At 37.6% G+C, this 18743-nt stretch carries 17 protein-coding genes and 1 pseudogene; 3 read left to right on the top strand and 15 right to left on the bottom strand.

All coding sequences use genetic code 11. From position 1 onward, the window contains the following. Positions 1-62: 62 nt before the first annotated feature. The 13 genes and pseudogenes from ftsA to D0817_RS15985 form a co-directional block, all read right to left on the bottom strand. Positions 63-1484 carry a cell division protein FtsA gene (ftsA, locus tag D0817_RS16045; protein ID WP_127339394.1) on the bottom strand — a complete coding sequence of 474 codons (1422 nt, stop codon included), beginning with the start codon at positions 1482-1484 and terminating at the stop codon, positions 63-65. Positions 1485-1490: 6 nt separating this feature from the next. Next, positions 1491-2213: a cell division protein FtsQ/DivIB gene (locus tag D0817_RS16040; RefSeq protein WP_127339393.1), complete on the bottom strand. Its 723-nt coding sequence runs from the start codon at positions 2211-2213 to the stop codon at positions 1491-1493. Beyond that, positions 2200-3549, bottom strand: a complete 1350-nt coding sequence (gene murC, locus D0817_RS16035; protein WP_127339392.1) for a UDP-N-acetylmuramate--L-alanine ligase — start codon at positions 3547-3549, stop codon at positions 2200-2202. Before murC ends, D0817_RS16040 begins: the two co-directional genes overlap by 14 nt. Positions 3550-3703: 154 nt before the next feature. Then, the gene (murG, locus tag D0817_RS16030) at positions 3704-4789 is read right to left on the bottom strand and encodes an undecaprenyldiphospho-muramoylpentapeptide beta-N-acetylglucosaminyltransferase (RefSeq protein WP_127339391.1); all 1086 of its coding nucleotides are present in this window, start codon (positions 4787-4789) and stop codon (positions 3704-3706) included. Between the two features lie 42 nt (positions 4790-4831). After that, positions 4832-6150 (bottom strand): annotated as a pseudogene (locus D0817_RS16025) (FtsW/RodA/SpoVE family cell cycle protein). Between the two features lie 29 nt (positions 6151-6179). Continuing rightward, positions 6180-6539, bottom strand: a complete 360-nt coding sequence (locus D0817_RS16020) for a four helix bundle protein (protein ID WP_262708225.1) — start codon at positions 6537-6539, stop codon at positions 6180-6182. Between the two features lie 82 nt (positions 6540-6621). Then, a complete protein-coding gene (gene murD / locus D0817_RS16015) occupies positions 6622-7953 on the bottom strand; it encodes a UDP-N-acetylmuramoyl-L-alanine--D-glutamate ligase (protein ID WP_127339388.1) in 1332 nt (443 codons plus the stop codon). After that, a complete protein-coding gene (gene mraY / locus D0817_RS16010; protein WP_127339387.1) occupies positions 7954-9183 on the bottom strand; it encodes a phospho-N-acetylmuramoyl-pentapeptide-transferase in 1230 nt (409 codons plus the stop codon). A 111-nt stretch (positions 9184-9294) separates the two neighbouring features. Beyond that, entirely contained in the window at positions 9295-10758 is a 1464-nt protein-coding gene (locus tag D0817_RS16005) for a UDP-N-acetylmuramoyl-L-alanyl-D-glutamate--2,6-diaminopimelate ligase (RefSeq protein WP_127339386.1), read from the bottom strand. Further along, positions 10755-12764: a penicillin-binding protein gene (locus D0817_RS16000; protein WP_127339385.1), complete on the bottom strand. Its 2010-nt coding sequence runs from the start codon at positions 12762-12764 to the stop codon at positions 10755-10757. The genes D0817_RS16005 and D0817_RS16000 overlap by 4 nt, the downstream gene beginning before the upstream one ends. Then, positions 12755-13102 (bottom strand): FtsL-like putative cell division protein, encoded by a 348-nt coding sequence (locus D0817_RS15995; protein WP_127339384.1) that lies wholly within the window; start codon positions 13100-13102, stop codon positions 12755-12757. Before D0817_RS15995 ends, D0817_RS16000 begins: the two co-directional genes overlap by 10 nt. Before the next feature lie 12 nt (positions 13103-13114). Further along, entirely contained in the window at positions 13115-14023 is a 909-nt protein-coding gene (rsmH, locus tag D0817_RS15990) for a 16S rRNA (cytosine(1402)-N(4))-methyltransferase RsmH (RefSeq protein ID WP_193555363.1), read from the bottom strand. Continuing rightward, positions 13998-14471: a division/cell wall cluster transcriptional repressor MraZ gene (locus tag D0817_RS15985; protein WP_127339382.1), complete on the bottom strand. Its 474-nt coding sequence runs from the start codon at positions 14469-14471 to the stop codon at positions 13998-14000. The genes rsmH and D0817_RS15985 overlap by 26 nt, the downstream gene beginning before the upstream one ends. A gap of 378 nt (positions 14472-14849) precedes the next feature. Between D0817_RS15985 and D0817_RS15980 the strand changes: the two genes are divergently transcribed. Further along, complete coding sequence (locus D0817_RS15980) at positions 14850-15614, top strand: alpha/beta fold hydrolase (protein WP_127339381.1); 765 nt, start codon at positions 14850-14852, stop codon at positions 15612-15614. A 42-nt stretch (positions 15615-15656) separates the two neighbouring features. Beyond that, positions 15657-16277, top strand: coding sequence for a ribosome biogenesis GTP-binding protein YihA/YsxC (gene yihA / locus D0817_RS15975; protein ID WP_127339380.1), 621 nt, complete (start codon positions 15657-15659; stop codon positions 16275-16277). A gap of 205 nt (positions 16278-16482) precedes the next feature. Here yihA and gldC read toward each other — a convergent pair whose 3' ends face one another. Beyond that, complete coding sequence (gene gldC, locus D0817_RS15970) at positions 16483-16818, bottom strand: gliding motility protein GldC (protein ID WP_167470950.1); 336 nt, start codon at positions 16816-16818, stop codon at positions 16483-16485. Next, positions 16818-17774: a gliding motility lipoprotein GldB gene (gene gldB, locus D0817_RS15965; RefSeq protein ID WP_127339379.1), complete on the bottom strand. Its 957-nt coding sequence runs from the start codon at positions 17772-17774 to the stop codon at positions 16818-16820. Before gldB ends, gldC begins: the two co-directional genes overlap by 1 nt. A 101-nt stretch (positions 17775-17875) precedes the next feature. Between gldB and nadE the strand changes: the two genes are divergently transcribed. Beyond that, positions 17876-18682, top strand: coding sequence for an NAD(+) synthase (gene nadE / locus D0817_RS15960; protein WP_127339378.1), 807 nt, complete (start codon positions 17876-17878; stop codon positions 18680-18682). Positions 18683-18743 lie beyond the last annotated feature (61 nt).

The following is an 18743-nucleotide window of genomic DNA, read 5'->3' as shown; positions in this document are numbered from 1 at the left end:
TTAAATACATTTTTTACTTCTTGACTTGGGGCAAAAAGTAATCCTTTTCGTTTCTTATTCTATTATTCTGCGTTGTCTAAAAAATCTTTGATTTTATCGACATAACGATCAAAAAATGATCTTCTTATTTTTGTTTCGGTAGATTCTTCTTTGCTCACGGCATTCCTGACTTCTCTGTGATCATCGAAACTTTCTACTCTTTCAACGTAATTTTCTTCCACTTCGTATCGCTGCTGTACGGGCGGTTGCGGCGGAGTGTTAACATTTCTGTACACTACTTTTGGCTGCTCGTTTACAAGTTCCATTCTAACAGCACTTTGCGTACTATTTTCGATACTATTCATCACAAGACCAACTGCTGTTGCAAATAAAGGACTTGAAATTTCTTCGCTCGAATTCCCTGCCAGGTGCTCATTTGGATATCCGATTCTGGTATCCATTCCTGTGATATACTCAACTAATTGTTTGATATGTTTCAGCTGAGCGCCACCACCGGTAAGCACAATTCCTGCAATTAATTTTTTACGCGGATCTTCGTGTCCGTACGCTTTAATTTCAGCAAAAACCTGCTCTACAATTTCTACCACACGGGCATGAATAATTTTAGATAAGTTTTTAAGCGAAATCTCTTTTGGCTCTCTTCCTCTTAAACCCGGTATAGAAACAATTTCGTTGTCTTTATTTTCGCCCGGCCAGGCTGATCCGAATTTTATTTTTAAAAGCTCTGCCTGTTTTTCAATGATCGAACATCCTTCTTTGATATCTTCGGTAATTACATTTCCTCCGAAAGGAATTACTGCGGTATGACGAATGATACCATCTTTAAAAATGGCCAGATCTGTTGTTCCGCCACCGATATCAATAAGTGCTACACCGGCTTCTTTTTCTTCCTGACTTAAAACTGCATCAGCAGAAGCTAAGGGCTCTAAGGTCAATCCTGACAATTCGATTCCGGAACTCTGGATACATCTTCCCACATTTCTGATCGAAGAAGCCTGTCCTACTACTACGTGAAAACTGGATTCCAGTCTTCCGCCGTACATTCCGATAGGTTCCTTAATTTCAGACTGCCCGTCGATTTTGAATTCCTGTGGCAAAACGTGAATAATTTCTTCTCCCGGTAACATGGCTAATTTATTCACCTGGTCAATTAAAAGCTGAATATCGTTTTCGCCAATTACTTCCTCCGGATTGCTGCGGCTGATGTAATCGGTATGCTGTATACTTCTGATGTGCTGTCCGGCGATACCGACCACCACATCTTTTATTTTATAACCTGAATTGTTTTCTGCTTCAAGTATTGCCTGCTGAATGGACTGAATGGTTTGCGTGATGTTGTTTACAACGCCTCTCGCAACTCCTAAGCTTTTGGATTTCCCAATACCTAAAATTTCAAGCTTTCCATACTCGTTCTTCTTGCCGATCATGGCAACTATCTTTGTCGTTCCAATATCTAGACCTACTGCAATGTTATCTTTTTCCATTTTCTATTATTTTGTGCAAACTACTTGTTCCGTAAACCTAAGGTCAATTTTTTTGTAATTGTATAACGAACTATCTAAAACTGCTTTTTGAAAAAAGGCTTTATAGTTTCTGAATTTCTTATCAACATTCATCGTTCGGCCAAAATCGATGAAGTAATTATAATTTCTGTTAAACATTTTTAAGCTACCATTAGGCATAATTTGAATTGCAATGATGTTTTTTTTCAAAAACGCATCGTCATAAATTGTGCGAAACAGCGTAGCTAAATCTTCGTTATTTTTTTTATTTATTGCCCCGGAAACAAGCGGAACCCGCGCCGTAAAATTGTCCGACAAAGGCATTTTATTTCCCTCATAGTCAATATAAAAAGACCGGTCGCCATCGTAAATACGGGCGATCGGAGTCTTCTGTTTTACTACCGCTTTCAGAACACCATCGATACTTACAAAAACGTCTGACTTTTCAATCATGTCCTGCGTATCGAGGTTTTTTTCTATCTTATTCAAATCTACTTCATCTTTTCGGATACTGGAAGCGTCTGTTTTATTTTCTATCAACAATTTATTAACCGTTTCAGGCTTTACAAACAGTGTATTTTCTCCTACAAAAACAACAGCCGATTTCTTCAGTTTTCTATTCCCGTTTCGATGCTGTGCAAACGAATACAAAAAAAGTACGACCACAAAAATGAGAAGTAACCGAATATTTGTCCAATTAAATATTTTCATTTAGCATTTTTTTAATTGACGGAACCATTTCACCAATATCACCAGCTCCTATTGTCACAATTATTGGCGCATCACTGGCTTCGATGGACGCTAATAAATCACTTTTTGCAACAATTCTTTTGTTTGGATTTGTCATTTTACCTAACAGCCACTCTGATGTAATCCCTTCCATCGGAAGCTCGCGTGCCGGGTAAATATCCATTAAAAACACTTCGTCAAACGCAGATAAGCTTTCAGCAAATCCGTCAGCAAAATCTCGTGTCCTGCTGAATAAATGCGGCTGAAAAATCGCCAGTACCTTACGATTCGGATATAATTCCCTAACCGCCTGATGCACTGCATTTATTTCTGTCGGATGATGGGCATAATCATCTATATAAACCAATTGGTCTGTCTTGATCTGATACGAAAAACGTCTTCTGATTCCATTGAAAGAGCCAATAGCCCTTGCGATAGCCTCGGTCGGGGTACCAAAAGTTTTGGCCATTGCAATAGCCATCAATCCATTCATAAGATTGTGTTTGCCAGGCAATCCAAAACGTAAATTTTCTATTGTTTCTGTTGGCGTCTGCACATCAAAAACATAATTGGCATTTTCTATTCGAACATTGAAGGCTTTGTACACAGCCTCTTCATTTATAGCACACTGAACGCCTTCCAGGGGCAAATCTTTGGTTATAAACAATTTATTTTTATCCTCAACTTTTGAAGCAAATTCTACAAACGAAGCTTCTATAGCCTCACTCGTACCGTAAATATCCAGATGATCCGCATCCATCGATGTGATGCAGGCAATATCGGGATGCAGGTGCAGAAACGATCTGTCGAACTCATCTGCTTCCACCACAGTAACGGTTTTTCCGTTTCCGATTAAATTAGAGTTGTAGTTTTCTACAATTCCACCCACAAAAGCGGTAACATCAGCACCGCTTTCATGCAAAATATGTCCCAAAATGCTTGAGGTTGTTGTTTTTCCGTGCGTTCCTGCAACAGCAAAACAAAAAGTATCTTTTGTAATAATCCCTAAAACTTCAGCACGCTTTTTAACCTCGTAATGTCTTTCGATGAAAAAATTCCATTCGGAATGCGTTTTAGGCACAGCAGGCGTGAAAATCACTAAAGTATTCTCGACGTAATAATCGCTCGGAATCAAGCTTATATTATCTTCAAAATGAATAGCAATACCACTTTCAATCAACTCATCTGTCAGCATTGACGGCGTTTTATCGTATCCTGAAACCTGTTTCCCGATATATTTGAAATAACGGGCCAGCGCACTCATTCCGATGCCTCCAATACCAATAAAATAAACGTTTTGTATTTGATTTAAATTCATTTCAATTTATGTTTTCAGCTTAAAACCAGCGCTTTATATTTTATAAAAAACTAGTCCTTAAGCCTTTGTATTTTCTTTTGCTTATGAATCAAAAATGCCTAAAATAACATAGTTCAATTCCTTTGATGTTCTATAATTATTATAAAAAGTTACATTATAACAACTTTTTAATCTGATCTACAATAACTTTCGTAGCATTTGGCATCGCCAGTTTTTTGATGTTATCACTCAATTGTTTTTGTTTGCCATGATCTTTCACCAAAGCTTCAAAAACAATACTAAACTGACTGTCCAGTTCTGATTCTTTCAGCAAAATCGCTCCTTTTGCCTCTACAATGGCCTGTGCATTTTTGGTCTGATGGTCTTCGGCTACATTAGGTGACGGAATAAATATAACCGGTTTTCCAACAATACATAATTCTGAAACGGATGAGGCTCCTGCACGTGAAATGATCACATCTGCCGCAGCGTACACAAAATCCATTCTTTCAATAAAATCAACCACCCTTACGTTCTGCTGAGCGTGTTTTTTATAATCCTCAAAATATAATTTTCCGCATTGCCAGATGATCTGAACGTCCTGCGCAAGAAAACTTTGCAATTCTTTCTCGATCAACTGATTGACTCTTCTGGCTCCTAAACTTCCGCCTAAAACCAATAATGTCTTTTTGTCCGGATCTAAACCGTAAAAAGCGATTGCTTCATCACGTTTGCTGTCGATATCTATTAAATCCTGACGAACAGGATTTCCGGTCAGAATGATTTTTTCTTTAGGAAAAAAACGTTCTAAATTTTCATAGGCCACACAAATTGCATTCGCTTTTTTACTCAGCAATTTATTGGTAATTCCCGGGAATGAATTTTGTTCCTGGATTACTGTGGGAATTCCTGCTCCTCCGGCTGCCTGCAATAAAGGGCCGCTCGCAAATCCTCCCGTTCCTATTACCACATTTGGTTTGAATTGTCTGATGATTCGTCTGGACTCCAGCAAACTTGTTGCCAGTTTTAGAGGAAACATCAAATTCTGCAATGTTAATTTTCTTTGCAAACCAGCGATCCAAAGGCCTTTTATCTCATAACCTGCCTGAGGCACTTTCTGCATTTCCATTTTATCCTTAGCCCCGACAAAAAGGAACTCTGCATCAGGAAATTGTGCTTTTAATTCATTAGCAATAGCGATAGCAGGATAGATGTGTCCTCCTGTTCCGCCGCCACTTAATATGAATTTATAATTTGCCATATTTTTAAAAGTTATTCGCTCTAAAAATTATTCTTTTTAATCTTATTTGTTTAAAACTGCATTCATCGGATTTCCGGAATTATCGGCAATGGAATACATTTGTTCTTCTTCATATATTTCTTCTCTTTCATCAAGGGCAAATCTTCTTCGGCCAGTTCTTTATCTATCAGTCTTTGAAGTGCTTCTTTTCTTCTTTCCTTTTCCAGTTCTTGTTCTACAATTTCTTCGTCTTTTTTGGTCACGCTAATGATAATTCCGAGCGAAAAACAGGTCATCCAGATGGAACTACCTCCACTACTGATCAACGGAAGTGTCTGCCCTGTTACCGGCAGTAATTCAACTGCAACCGCCATATTGATCATCGCCTGAAAGATCATCGGAAAACCGAGTCCGACGACGACTAATTTCCCAAATAATGTATTGGCTTTATGCGAAGCGATCACAAATCGGAACAATAACAATAAATACAGCAGCAAGATCGAAACCCCGCCAACTAAACCATATTCTTCCACAACAATGGCATAGATAAAATCGGAAGAGGATTGCGGCAAAAAGTTCTTCTGAACGCTTTTTCCGGGTCCTAAACCTCCGAATCTTCCGGATGCAATGGCGATTTTTGCTTTTTCAATCTGATAATCATCTTCATCGGGTTTATCTGTCGTAAAGTTTTCAATACGGCTTCCCCAGGTTCCTACCCTGCTGAAAAATCGCGATTCCGGAAATGCTTTTGCAATCAGAAGGAAAAACAACAGCATGGCTACTCCTGACCCTATGATAAATGCTATGTATTTTATTGGATATTTCCCTATAAATGTCAGCATAATCACCATCGAAAAAATCAATGCGGTGGTAGAGAAATTCGCCGGCAAGATCAAGGCTAAGGTTATAAAAACCGGAACCCAAAGCTGTACTAACGACGTCTGAAACGGCTCGTTTTCTTGTTTTGTTTTTGACAAATAACGCGCCACATAAATGAACAAAACAATAGAGGCCAGCGTTGATGTCTGAAACGTGATTCCGATAAACGGCACCTGAATCCAACGACTTGCATTTGCCCCGGCAATTACGGTTCCTTTCAGCAACGTATACAACAGCAAAATCCAGACAACCGGCAATGCTATCTTTGAAATGGCCCTGAAATAATGGTACGGCACTTTATGAACCCAATAGATAATCAGGAATCCGATACAAATATGTGCCAGATGTTTGACCAGATACCCCAGCGTGTTTCCGGTTCCGTGACCAATATAGGCCAGATTACTACTCGCACTAAAAACAGGCATAAACGAAAACAGCGCCAATAAAGCCACGAATGACCATATTACCCTATCTCCTTTTAGTTTGTTTACCAGCTCTTTCATAATTTTAGATTTCTGATTTTAGATTATTCTTAAACCTTCGGTTTTATATTATTAATTCTATTGTTTACTGTTTTTAAACTGCTGACGAAAATAGCTGTTAACTCATTTTCTTCTTTCAGGATTATTTCTAACTCTGATTTATCACTCCAATTCTTTTCTTTTATAATCTCTAACCAAAATAAAGTTTCGTCCGCTTCCTCTAAAACGATATTCATTTTAGCAACAAATTCTTTATCACTTCTTGCTCTGCAAACTACCCGATAATTAGCTCCTACAGATGTACCACTTCTCACAATTTGATTTGCAATTACTTTTACAACGTATGTAACAGGTAATTTTTCAGCTAAATCAATTATCTTCAAAGAGAACTTTTTTGTCCTCACCTTCATCTCCTCAGTCGTCATCTCAAAAACTTTTTTTTGATTTCAAAGTTTAGAAAACAATCTAAAATCAGAAATCAGAAATCTAAAATTACAAGTTATGAACCGCTTGCTTAAACTGCTTTCCACGATCTTCGTAGTTTTCGAATAAATCGAAACTGGCGCAGGCTGGGGACAATAATACGGTATCTCCTTTTTCAGTAAGGCGTTGTGCTGTTTTTACGGCATCGCTCATATTGTTTACTTCGACCATGATGTCTACAACATTTCCAAAAGCTTCAATAATTTTGCGGTTATCAACTCCAAGGCAAATAATTGCTTTTACCTTTTCGCGAACTAGTGACATCAGCTCATTGTAATCATTTCCTTTATCGACTCCGCCTACAATCCATACTGTTGGAACGTTCATGCTGTCTAAGGCAAAGAATGTAGCATTTACATTTGTTGCTTTCGAATCGTTGATGTATTGTACATTCTGAATTTTTAATACTTTTTCCAAACGGTGTTCGACACCTTGAAAATTAGATAAACTTTCGCGTATTGTTGCATTTCTAATTTGCATCAATTTTGCTACAGAGCTTGCTGCCATTGCGTTTTTCATGTTATGTTTTCCTTCTAACGCAATGTATTCTGTTTCCATTGTAAACTCTTCTTGGTTGATCTTTATTTCCATTTTGTTGTTATTTATAGAAGCCCCTTCATCGAATTTTTTAGACAATGAGAAAGGAATTAATTTTGCTTTTGTTTTGTTATTTTTTAACCATTCTGCAATTGCCTCATCATCTGCATCGTAAATAAGGTAATCGCTTTCGGTCTGATTCATTGTTATTCGAAACTTTGAATCGATGTAATTTTGATATTTATATTCGTACCGGTCTAAATGATCCGGACTAATATTCGTAATTATGGCAATATCAGGCCTGTATGCTACAATTCCGTCAAGCTGAAAACTGCTTAGCTCAAGCACATAGGCGTCGAATTTATTGTCGGCTACCTGCCAGGCAAAACTTTTTCCGATGTTCCCTCCTAAACCAACATTCAATCCTGCTGATTTCAGCAGATGGTGCGTGAGCATTGTTGTGGTTGTTTTACCATTACTTCCGGTAATTCCAATCGTCAAAGCTTCCGTGAAAGGTTTAGCAAACTCAATTTCCGAAATCACGCTGACTCCGGCTTCTGTCAGTTTTTTTACTATAGGCGATTTATCCGGAATTCCAGGGCTTTTCATAACCACATCGGCATTCAGGATCAGGTCTTCGGTATGCTGTTCTTCTTCCCATGCAATCCCGTTAATGATAAGAACTTCTTTGTAGTTTTCTTTTATTTTTCCGAAATCAGATACAAAAACATCATACCCTTTTTTCTTTCCGAGAATAGCGGTACCTACACCACTTTCTCCTCCTCCTAATACTACCAGTCTCATCTATCTTAATTTTAAGGTAACGATTGACAAAATGGCTAGCATGATCGCAACAATCCAGAATCGGGTCACAATTTTACTTTCATGATATCCCTTTTTCTGATAGTGATGGTGCAAGGGTGACATCAGGAAAATCCTGCGGCCTTCGCCGAAACGTTTTTTGGTAAATTTGAAATAACTCACCTGCAAAACCACTGAGAAATTTTCGACCAAAAAGATTCCACACAAAAGCGGAATCAATAGTTCTTTACGAACTGCAATGGCCAAAACGGCAATGATTCCTCCAATGGTTAAACTTCCTGTATCTCCCATAAAAACAGAGGCGGGATACGAATTGTACCAAAGAAATCCGATCAGTGCACCAACAAAAGCCGATATAAAAACCGTCATTTCTCCCGAATTGGGGATGTACATGATATTGAGATAATTTGAAAAAATTATATTTCCGGAAACAAACGTAAATATCCCCAGCGCCAGAACCGATATGGCCGAGGTTCCAGCGGCGAGTCCGTCAATTCCATCCGTTAAATTAGCTCCGTTAGAAACAGCAGTGATGATAAAAATAACGACCGGAATAAAAATCAGCCACGCCCATTTCTCATATCCTTCTCCTGTAAAAGCTAAGATTTCAGCATAATCAAACTCATTATTTTTAACAAAAGGAATTGTTGTTGCGGTTGATTTTTCTTCGACCGGTGCAGGCAAAACCACTGTCGTATTGACATTTTTGTAAATATCTGTTCTTGCGGTATCTGTTCGCACTGTCACGGCAGGATTGAAATACAATACCGCTCCTACAATAATCCCTAAACCTACCTGACCGATAACTTTAAAAATTCCTTTCAGTCCTTGTTTGTCTTTTTTGAATATTTTAATATAATCATCCACGAAACCAATTATCCCCATCCAAAGGGTCGTTACGATAAGCAGTACGATGTAAATATTATGCAGACGTGCAAATAACAAAACAGGCACCAGTGTGGCGAAAATGATAATCAGCCCTCCCATTGTCGGGGTTCCCGCTTTTTCATTCTGACCTGCCAGACCTAACTCCCGAACGGTTTCACCCACTTGCTGTTTGCGCAAAAAGTTGATGATTCTTTTCCCGTAAATCGTAGATAAAAGCAGCGAAAGCATCAATGCCAAAGCCGATCTGAAAGTGATGTACTGAAAAACACCTGTCCCAGGTATGTCTAATGTTTTGTCTAAATATTCAAATAAATAGTATAGCATATATCTTTTATTTTAAATTTCGTTTTTGAAACTTAAACTCCAATTTTTAAAATCCCAAATCCCAACGATTCAATTGGATTTTGGAATTTGAAAATTGAAATTTTTATTTTGTTACTTCCCTAGTTGATTTAAAATTTCTTTCACGGTTTCCATATCGTCGAAATGATGGCGAACACCATTTATTTCCTGATAGGTTTCATGGCCTTTTCCTGCAATCAGGATAATATCATTGGGCTGAGCCAATTGACAAGCTGTTTTGATGGCTTGTTTTCGATCGGTAATTCGTAATACTTTTTTATAATTATGGGCCTCAACGCCTTTTTCCATTTCATCTAAAATCACTTCCGGATCTTCATTTCTTGGATTATCAGACGTTAAAATTGCTTTATCACTAAGATCTGTCGCAATCTTTGCCATAATTGGTCTTTTTGTTTTATCCCTATTTCCCCCACAGCCGACAACTGTGATTAATTGTTCGTTTTTGGTACGGATATCGTTAATGGTCTTTAAAACATTGTCCAAAGCATCCGGTGTATGTGCGTAATCGACGATCGCGGTAATATTTCCTTCTGAAACTATGTACTGAAAACGCCCCGAAACACTCTCTAAATCAGAGAGTAAACGCAACGCCTCGAGACTATCCATTCCCAGCTCTACGGCAGTTCCGTATATCGCCAGAACGTTGTATGCGTTGAAAGTTCCGATTAGTTTTACCCAAACTTCATTATCATTTACTTTTAACAGTAAACCGGATAACTGACTTTCTAAAATCTGTGCTTTAAAATCAGCATACGATTTTAAGGCATAGGTAAATTTTCTGGCAACTGTATTTTGCAGCATTACAGCCCCATTTTTGTCATCACTATTGGATAACGCAAAAGCTGTTTTGGGCAGTGAATCAAAAAACGATTTTTTTACATCTCTGTATTCTGCGAAAGTCGGATGGTAATCCAGATGATCGTGCGACAGATTCGTGAAAATCCCACCCACAAAATGCAACGCTTCTGTTCTCTTTTGATGAATTCCGTGTGAACTCACTTCCATAAAACAATGTGTTACGCCCGCTTCAATCATTTCGTTCAGATAATGATTGATGGTAATTGAATCCGGAGTGGTATGTGTAGCCTTATATTCCGTTTGATCTACCATGATTTTTACGGTCGACAACAAACCAACTTTAAAACCTGCTTTTTCAAACAATTGAAACAATAAGGAAGCAATCGTTGTTTTTCCGTTTGTACCGGTTACCCCTACTAATTTTAATTTTTCGGAAGGATTTCCGAAATAATTAGCGGCCATAAAAGCCAAAGCCGAATTGGTATCTGCAACTTTTATATAAGTAATCCCTTTTTCAAGTTTTTCCGGCAACTCGTCGCAAATAACAGCAACAGCCCCTAACTGAATTGCTTTTTCAATAAAATCATGACCATTGGAAAGTGATCCGCGAATGGCTACAAAAACGTCTTTTTCTTCGATTTTTCTGGAGTCAAACTCAATTTTATGTATATCGATATCCGTTGAACCCGTTACAGATTCAATAGCTACTTTGTATAATATGTCTTTCAGTATTTTCACGATAATTCTAATACTATGGTTTCGTTTTTACTAATCTGCTGTCCAGCCTGCAACGACTGTTTTTTAACTTTCCCTACTCCGTTTACTTTTACTTTTAAACCTAAATTCTCCAGTAAAGCAATGGCATCCATCCCCGGCATTCCTTTTAAATTCGGAATTTGTTTTGTTTTCTTTTCTGCCTTCGCGTAATATTCGTTATAACTGTTTTCCTGTTTTGGAATTCTCGAATCCAGTTGTTTGATTTTATTGGTGGATGGCGCATCTGTAAATATCTTTTGGGCAATTCTTTTAAAAACCGGCCCTGCAACGTCTGCTCCGTAATAATTATTTTTTGATGTATTCGGTTTGTGCACTACCACAATACAAGAATATTTAGGATGATCTGCCGGAAAATACCCCACAAAAGAGGAAGCATAATACAAGGCTGACTTTCCTTCTTTTCCTCCATAATTCATTTGGGCCGTTCCTGTTTTTCCTGCCATCGAAAAATCTTTCGAATACAATTTGGAAGCCGTTCCTTTTTTAACCACATTCAACAAAACAGCTCTCAGTTTTTTAATCGTTTCCGGTGAACAAATCCTTGGATTAATCACTTCTGTATCGAATTTTTTAATGGTTTTATTCCATTCTTTAATTTCAGAGACGAATTGCGGTTTTACCATTACGCCGTTATTGGCTACAGAATTATAAAATGCCAGTGTCTGCATTGGTGTCACTGAAACTTCATATCCAAAAGCCATCCACGGAAGTGAAATTCCGGACCAGTGTTTGTCCCCCGGTTGTGGTATATACGGTCTTCCTTCTCCTTTAAAATGCAATCCCAATGGCTTATCTAAACCATAACTCTTAATGTGATTCACAAACCTGGACGGATTGCTTTTATAATTTTCATAAACCGCCTGAACCATTACTGTATTGGACGAAAGTTCAAAACCACGTGCTAATGAAACTTTACCATAACCACCTCTGTGCGAGTCAGTAACAGAACGGCCATAATATTTCACTTGTCCGTTGTGACTATCAAAAACAGTACTTGTATCGGCTACTTTATCTTCTAAAATTGCCATTAAATCGACTAATTTAAAAGTCGATCCCGGCTCATGAGATTCTGCAACAGCGTAATTTGTGGTTTCATAATACGATCCGTCTTCTGCTCTTCCTAAATTTGAAATTGCTTTTACATGACCTGTTTCCGTTTCCATCACCACAACGCAACCATGATCTGCTTCGTAATCTTCTAATTGTTTCAGCAAAGCGTGGTGCGCGATATCCTGAATAAAAACATCAATTGTCGAAATCACATCATACCCGTCAATTGGATCCACTTCATTTACATCACGAATCGGTTTCCACTGTCCTTTGGCAATTTTTTGTTTCAGGATTTTTCCGTCTTTTCCGTTCAGGTAACTTTTAAAAGCCCATTCAATTCCTTTCCCGACTTCTACTCCTGTTGCCGGGTCAATTCGGTCGTAACCGATGGTTCTTTCTGCAATTTTCCCGATCGGATGTTTTCTGACTGTTTCCTGTTCGATGATAATCCCGCCCTTGAAAGCTCCTAAATTGAATAATGGGAATCCTTTAATTTTTACATAATCCGTATAACTCAGATTGCGTGCAATCAAATAATATCGGTTTTTATTTTCGCGGGCTTTTCTCAATTCTTTTTCGTAAAAACCTCCCGGCCTGTCCAGAACAGTCGCCAATGAATCTGATAATGCTTTTACATGTTTTTCGAAAGTTTCTGTTTTTGGCGCTTTGGCATCAAAACGAATCTCGTAATTCGGAATAGAGGTTGCCAGTAAACTTCCGTCTGCCGAATATATATTTCCCTTGTTTGCCGGAATTACAAAATTCCGAACGGTACGCTGTTTTGCTAATTTTCTGTAATAATCCCCTTCAACCCATTGAATATTGGTCAATTTAACAACAATAGCAATTGCCATCAAAAAGATGAAAACTGCTACGAGGTAAATTCTGTAGGATATATGTTTATCTTCTACTGCCATATTCTTTTAAGGAAACTTTTTTCTTCTTCTTTTTTGACTTCTATTTTCACAGGAGGCACCGTTGACGGGAAAATTTGCTTTTCGAGCATCTTATCCGATATCGTTGACTCCATTTTCAACTTCATTAATTCTGAACGGCGGTCTACAAATTCTGATCGCAATTCTTTTACATCATTATTCAGTTTTGCAATTTCAAAAACCTTTTGCTCGTAGCGCTGCGTATTGGCAATCATTATTATAGCAAGCAGAATGATAAAAACAATGAACCTCCAGTTTTTCACGGCGTCATCGTTAATCAGAAATCTTGCTTTTAATATGCTAAATACTCCACTTTTCATCTTACCTATTAATTATACCTTTTCAGCAATTCTTAATTTTGCACTTCTTGCTCTGTTGTTTATCTTGATTTCTGCATCATCAGGAACAATCAGTTTTCCGATAGTTTTAAACGGTACTGAAAAATTTCCGAAGAAATCTCTTTCCGGTTCTCCTTCAAACATTCCGTTTTTAATAAATCGCTTTACCAGTCTGTCTTCTAAAGAATGGTACGATATCACGGACAATCTTCCTCCCGGATTCAGGATCTCTAATGACTGCTCGATAAATTCCTTCAGAACATCCATTTCCTGATTCACCTCAATTCGAATCGCCTGGTAAATCTGCGCCAGTATTTTGTTTCGGACTCTTTCCGGTAAATATTTAGCCAGCACTTCTTTTAGTTCGTCAGTCGTTTTGATTGGGTAATGCTCTCTGGCTTCTACAATTGTTCTTGCCAGAACCGGAGCATTTTTCAATTCTCCGTAATCATAAAAAACACGACGTAAATCCTGCTCTTCATATTCATTTACTACACGATAGGCATTCAAATCATTTTTCTGACTCATTCTCATGTCCAGTCCGGCATCAAAACGTGTGGAGAAACCTCTTTCCGGAACATCAAACTGATGGGATGAAACGCCCAAATCGGCCAGGATTCCATCTACCGATTTAACACCGTGAAAACGCAAAAATCTTTTTATAAATCTGAAGTTCTCATTAATTAAGGTAAACCTTTCGTCCGGCAATGCATTTGCCAAAGCATCTTCATCCTGATCGAAAGCAAATAATTTTCCGTTTGGCCCCAGTCTGTTCAGAATTTCTTTTGAATGACCACCGCCGCCAAACGTAACATCTACATACACACCGTCAGGTTTAATATTTAAACCATCAACTGTCGGATGAAGCAAAACCGGATTATGATATTCCATTGTCGTCGTCATTAATATTTCCCATTACTTCTTCGGCCAGATCTGCAAAATCCATATCTTCGCCGCTTATTGATTTTTCGTATAAATCTTTATCCCAAATCTCCACAATATTAACCGCAGATGAGAATACAACATCTTTAGCAATACCTGAAAAAGCTACTAAATCCTTCGGAACCAGCAATCTTCCCAATGCATCAATTTCTACCACTTTCACTCCTGCCGTAAATCTCCTGATGAAATCATTGTTCTTTTTTACAAAACGATTCAGTTTGTTGATTTTCTGCATCATCAAATCCCATTCTTCCATCGGATACAACTCGAGACACGGCTGAAAAACAGAGCGCTTCAAAACAAATCCGTTTTGAAGGGAAGAAGCCAATTGCTTTTTCAGGGGCGCAGGCATCATTAGCCTCCCTTTAGCATCGACCTTACACTCATATGTTCCTACAATTGTGTTCAAGAAAATGTTTTACTATAGTTGTACAGCAAAAATATAAAAAAAAATACCACATTCTACCACTTTATACCACTTTGTTGATAAGTTTAACCACTTTTACCCCCTGATAATTAATCAATAGACAATCAACACTTTAGATATAAATTATTTTAAAGACATTATTGTTTAACAATTGCAAAAAATACACATCCTTTCTCTTAAAAAACTAATTATTATGCAAATATTTTAACATTCGATACAATGCTTAAAAACACTCCTACAAGCTGACTTTTAGCCACTTAGTAATTCGACAAAAATTATCTAGTTAAAAAAGGGTGGCAAAAATTCATTTTTATTTTTTTAACCCTATATTTGTCCAAATTGAAATTGGCATTACAATAAATGGACAAACACTACAAAAAAGAAGGCAAGTACAGCTATTATGAAGCTGGAGAAGGAACTCCTATCGTTATTTTACATGGCTTAATGGGAGGCCTCAGTAACTTTGATGCTGTAGCGCAATATTTTCCAACAAAAGGATACAAAGTTGTTATCCCTGATTTGCCAATATACACTCAGAGCATTTTAAAAACGAACGTAAAGAGTTTTGCGAAATACGTAAAAGACTTTATCACTTTCAAAGGTTTTGACAAAGTTATTTTATTGGGTAATTCGCTAGGCGGACACATTGCACTTTATCACACCAAGTTATATCCGGAGAAAGTCGCAGGACTTGTCATAACAGGTAGTTCTGGTCTTTATGAAAGCGCTATGGGAGACAGCTACCCAAAAAGAGGGGATTATGAATACATCAAAAAGAAAGCTGAAGATGTTTTTTACGACCCTAAAATCGCGACTCCTGAGTTAATTGATGAAGTTTATGCTACTGTAAATGACCGTATCAAACTGATTAAAACACTGACAATCGCCAAAAGTGCCATTCGACATAATATGGCAAAAGATTTACCGAAAATGACAGTGGAAACCTGTATTATCTGGGGTAAAAATGATGCCGTAACGCCTCCGAATGTGGCGGAAGAATTTGATAAATTATTGCCTAATTCAACGTTGTACTGGATAGACAAATGTGGACATGCTGCTATGATGGAACATCCTCAGGAATTCAATAATATTCTTGAAGAGTGGCTCGTTAAAAAGAATTTATAGCATCTGACTTTCGACTTTAAGGAGGTCTTAAACACAAAAAACATGAAAATTAATACCGCCGAGTTTATTATCAGCAATTCTGAAGTTGCAAAATGTCCACAGGATTTTTTGCCGGAATATGCTTTTATCGGCCGCTCCAACGTAGGTAAGTCATCGTTGATCAACATGCTTACCAATCATAAAAATTTAGCTAAAACTTCAGGCAGACCCGGAAAAACCCAGTTGATTAATCACTTTAAGATTAACAACAATTGGTTTCTGGTCGATTTGCCCGGTTATGGCTACGCTAAAGTATCCAAGAAAACAAAATCGGTTTTCCAGCAATTCATCACGGATTACTTCGAAACCAGGGAACAACTGGTTTGTGCTTTTGTACTGATCGATATTCGTCACGAAGCCCAGGCCATCGATATTGAGTTTATGTCGTATATGGGCGAAAGCGAAATTCCGTTCTGTATCATTTTTACAAAAGCCGACAAAATCAGCAGAACAAAAGTGGACTCACACATTGCGGCTTACAAAAAACAGATGTTCGCCAATAACTGGGAAGAAATGCCTCACTATTTCGTGACTTCTGCCACAGAGCAAACAGGAAAAGACGAGGTTTTAAATTATATTGATGAAGTGAATCAGGAAGTTTTTAAAAACAACAGTCAGTTTTAAAGTCTAAATTTTTAAATTCCAAATTCCAACATTTTAAAAAATTCCAATAAAAAAATCCCAAATTCCAATTGTACGATTGGGATTTGGGATTTCTTATTTTTTGAATCTTTCTGTCACCCTGAGCGAAGTCGAAGGCTTGGAATTGGGATTTTTTTGATTGATTTTCCAAATTTGGAATTTCTTTATTGGAATTCCTGAAAGGATTTTATTTCGTCAGTTCAAGTTTCTCTGCAAAATAATCACAGAAATCCTTCATGGTATCCGACATTTTTTCATCGTCTGTAGCACGCTTGAAAGTATCTGACATCGCTACTAATGTCTGATGAAAGAAAATTTTCATTTCATCTACCGGCATATCTTTCGTCCACAAGTCAATACGCATCGTTTCCTTGGCTTTACTGTCCCAAATTGACAACATAATGGCTTTGGCCTCTTCAGCCTGAACTCCTCCGTCCTGAGCGCTCCAGGTTAATTTTTCCGGAACACGGTTTTCGTCTAATTCTATATTGAATTTAATTTCTGAGTGTATTGTATCTGACATTATTTCTTAGGTTTATATTTTGAGTTTTCAAAAATTTCTTTTGCATTGATTTTTAATAATTCCGACAGGGCAACTTTATTGTTTTTCATATAAGAGCGCACCATTTGCCATCCAATCCAGGCTCCGACTCTTCCCGGTGAATCATTATCAATTTCAAGAAAGAATTTTGAGAATGGTGCAGGCGCTATAAATCGGGTATTTAGTTTCGGGTCATCACTGTACAGCAATTCATTTTCTATAAAATAACGCCACATATAACTTTCGTTTTCCTCACACCATTTGATTTGTTCCGGTGTGTATCCCATTTTTTCAGCATCTGTATATTCCGGTAAAAGCAAATCTTTTGTATACAGTTGTTTTCCTTCGAAAATCATCTGAGAAAGCAGGCTTCTGTCTCCTGACGCTGAAATTTTCCGAAAAGCAAAACTGGAAACCACATCGGGCATAATCTGTCTTTCTTCAAAATTTTGTTTCAGGTAATTGGGAAACTCATAAAACTTATGCTCTTTTCCGAGATACAATTCCAGGGAGACAATAACCAGGCTGTCTGCATAAATCGCTTTGGCATTATAATCCATTTCAGAAATCACTGTTATTACCTTAGGAATTTTAACTTCCGGAAAATAATATTTTACATGCTGAAACAAGCTGTTGAATTCTTCTCTTACCGGTTCAAAATTGGAGTATTTTTTCTGAACTTCCGTATACACTTCTCTCCAGATCGGATCCTGCATTTTTTTCAGCCAGACATTATCATCATTTCCCGGAGGAAAGAAGAACGGATATTGTCTTTTTACTTTCGCTAAATCTTCGGGTTTGGTTTCAAAAAAAACTTTGTCAAAACGCTCCACTTTAATATCTACAGGGATTTCTTCAACTTCTTTTTCAACTTTGCTTTTCTGGTCACAAGACAAAAAAAACAAGCACAGAAGCACTATAAAGCGATAAATTTTCATTTTATTTTAATTAGATTTGTGTTGCTGGAATTCAAGTATTATTCATACTTAAAAAATAATTCTGCAAATATACATTCCTGTATCTTAAAACCTGACCTATTATGACTAAAAAAAGTACCATTCAGACAGAAAAAGTAAATAAGCACATCGTAGAGTGGCTAAAAGATTATGCTGTTAAAGCAAAAGTAAACGGATTTGTAATCGGAATTTCGGGCGGGGTTGACTCTGCGGTTACCTCTACCTTATGCGCCCAGACAGGATTACAGGTTTTATGTGTGGAAATGCCAATTCATCAGGCAGAAAATCAGGTTTCAAGAGGAAGAGAGCATATTGAGCAGTTAAAAAAACGCTTTCCGAATGTTTCGAGCACACAAACTGACCTGACGGCTGTTTTCGAAGCTTTTAAGAGTTCGGTACCCCAAACAGATGACGCTGCGAAAGTAAGTTTGTCTTTAGCGAATACACGTGCCCGTTTAAGAATGACTTCTTTATATTATCTGGCAGGAATAAATGGTCTTTTAGTTGCCGGAACAGGAAACAAAGTAGAGGATTTTGGTGTAGGATTTTATACTAAATACGGCGACGGCGGCGTCGATTTAAGTCCAATTGCAGACCTAATGAAGTCAGATGTGTATGCTTTGGGACAATTTTTAGCGATTCCGGACTCAATTTTAACTGCAGCACCTACAGATGGATTATTTGGTGACAACAGAACAGATGAAGACCAATTAGGCGCCAGTTACGATGAACTTGAATGGGCGATGATCGCCGCGGAGTCAGGAAAGACGCCAGCTGACTTCACCGGGAGAGAAAAATCTGTCTTTGAAATTTATAAACGTTTAAACACCAGCAACAAGCATAAAATGGATGCAATTCCGGTTTGTTTAATACCAAAAACGTTAAAATAAAACTTTTTAACATTTGTGTGTAATTAATTACAGAATTTATTTATTAATTTTACCGTTCCAA

The organism is Flavobacterium cupreum, from assembly GCF_003996965.1.
Lineage (GTDB): Bacteria > Bacteroidota > Bacteroidia > Flavobacteriales > Flavobacteriaceae > Flavobacterium > Flavobacterium cupreum.
The sequence above is the reverse complement of the archived record's forward strand: the minus strand, read 5'-3'. Positions and strand labels throughout refer to the sequence as shown.

Coding starts and splice junctions, on each gene's coding strand:
- nadE (WP_127339378.1), top strand. CDS start 17,876: ATGACTAAAAAAAGTACCATTCAGACAGAAAAAGTAAATAAGCACATC.
- murG (WP_127339391.1), bottom strand. CDS start 4,789: ATGGCAAATTATAAATTCATATTAAGTGGCGGCGGAACAGGAGGACAC.
- ftsA (WP_127339394.1), bottom strand. CDS start 1,484: ATGGAAAAAGATAACATTGCAGTAGGTCTAGATATTGGAACGACAAAG.
- D0817_RS16040 (WP_127339393.1), bottom strand. CDS start 2,213: ATGAAAATATTTAATTGGACAAATATTCGGTTACTTCTCATTTTTGTG.
- yihA (WP_127339380.1), top strand. CDS start 15,657: ATGAAAATTAATACCGCCGAGTTTATTATCAGCAATTCTGAAGTTGCA.
- gldB (WP_127339379.1), bottom strand. CDS start 17,774: ATGAAAATTTATCGCTTTATAGTGCTTCTGTGCTTGTTTTTTTTGTCT.
- mraY (WP_127339387.1), bottom strand. CDS start 9,183: ATGCTATACTATTTATTTGAATATTTAGACAAAACATTAGACATACCT.
- gldC (WP_167470950.1), bottom strand. CDS start 16,818: ATGTCAGATACAATACACTCAGAAATTAAATTCAATATAGAATTAGAC.
- rsmH (WP_193555363.1), bottom strand. CDS start 14,023: ATGACGACGACAATGGAATATCATAATCCGGTTTTGCTTCATCCGACA.
- murD (WP_127339388.1), bottom strand. CDS start 7,953: ATGAGACTGGTAGTATTAGGAGGAGGAGAAAGTGGTGTAGGTACCGCT.
- murC (WP_127339392.1), bottom strand. CDS start 3,549: ATGAATTTAAATCAAATACAAAACGTTTATTTTATTGGTATTGGAGGC.
- D0817_RS15980 (WP_127339381.1), top strand. CDS start 14,850: ATGGACAAACACTACAAAAAAGAAGGCAAGTACAGCTATTATGAAGCT.
- D0817_RS16020 (WP_262708225.1), bottom strand. CDS start 6,539: ATGAAGGTGAGGACAAAAAAGTTCTCTTTGAAGATAATTGATTTAGCT.
- D0817_RS16000 (WP_127339385.1), bottom strand. CDS start 12,764: ATGGCAGTAGAAGATAAACATATATCCTACAGAATTTACCTCGTAGCA.
- D0817_RS15995 (WP_127339384.1), bottom strand. CDS start 13,102: ATGAAAAGTGGAGTATTTAGCATATTAAAAGCAAGATTTCTGATTAAC.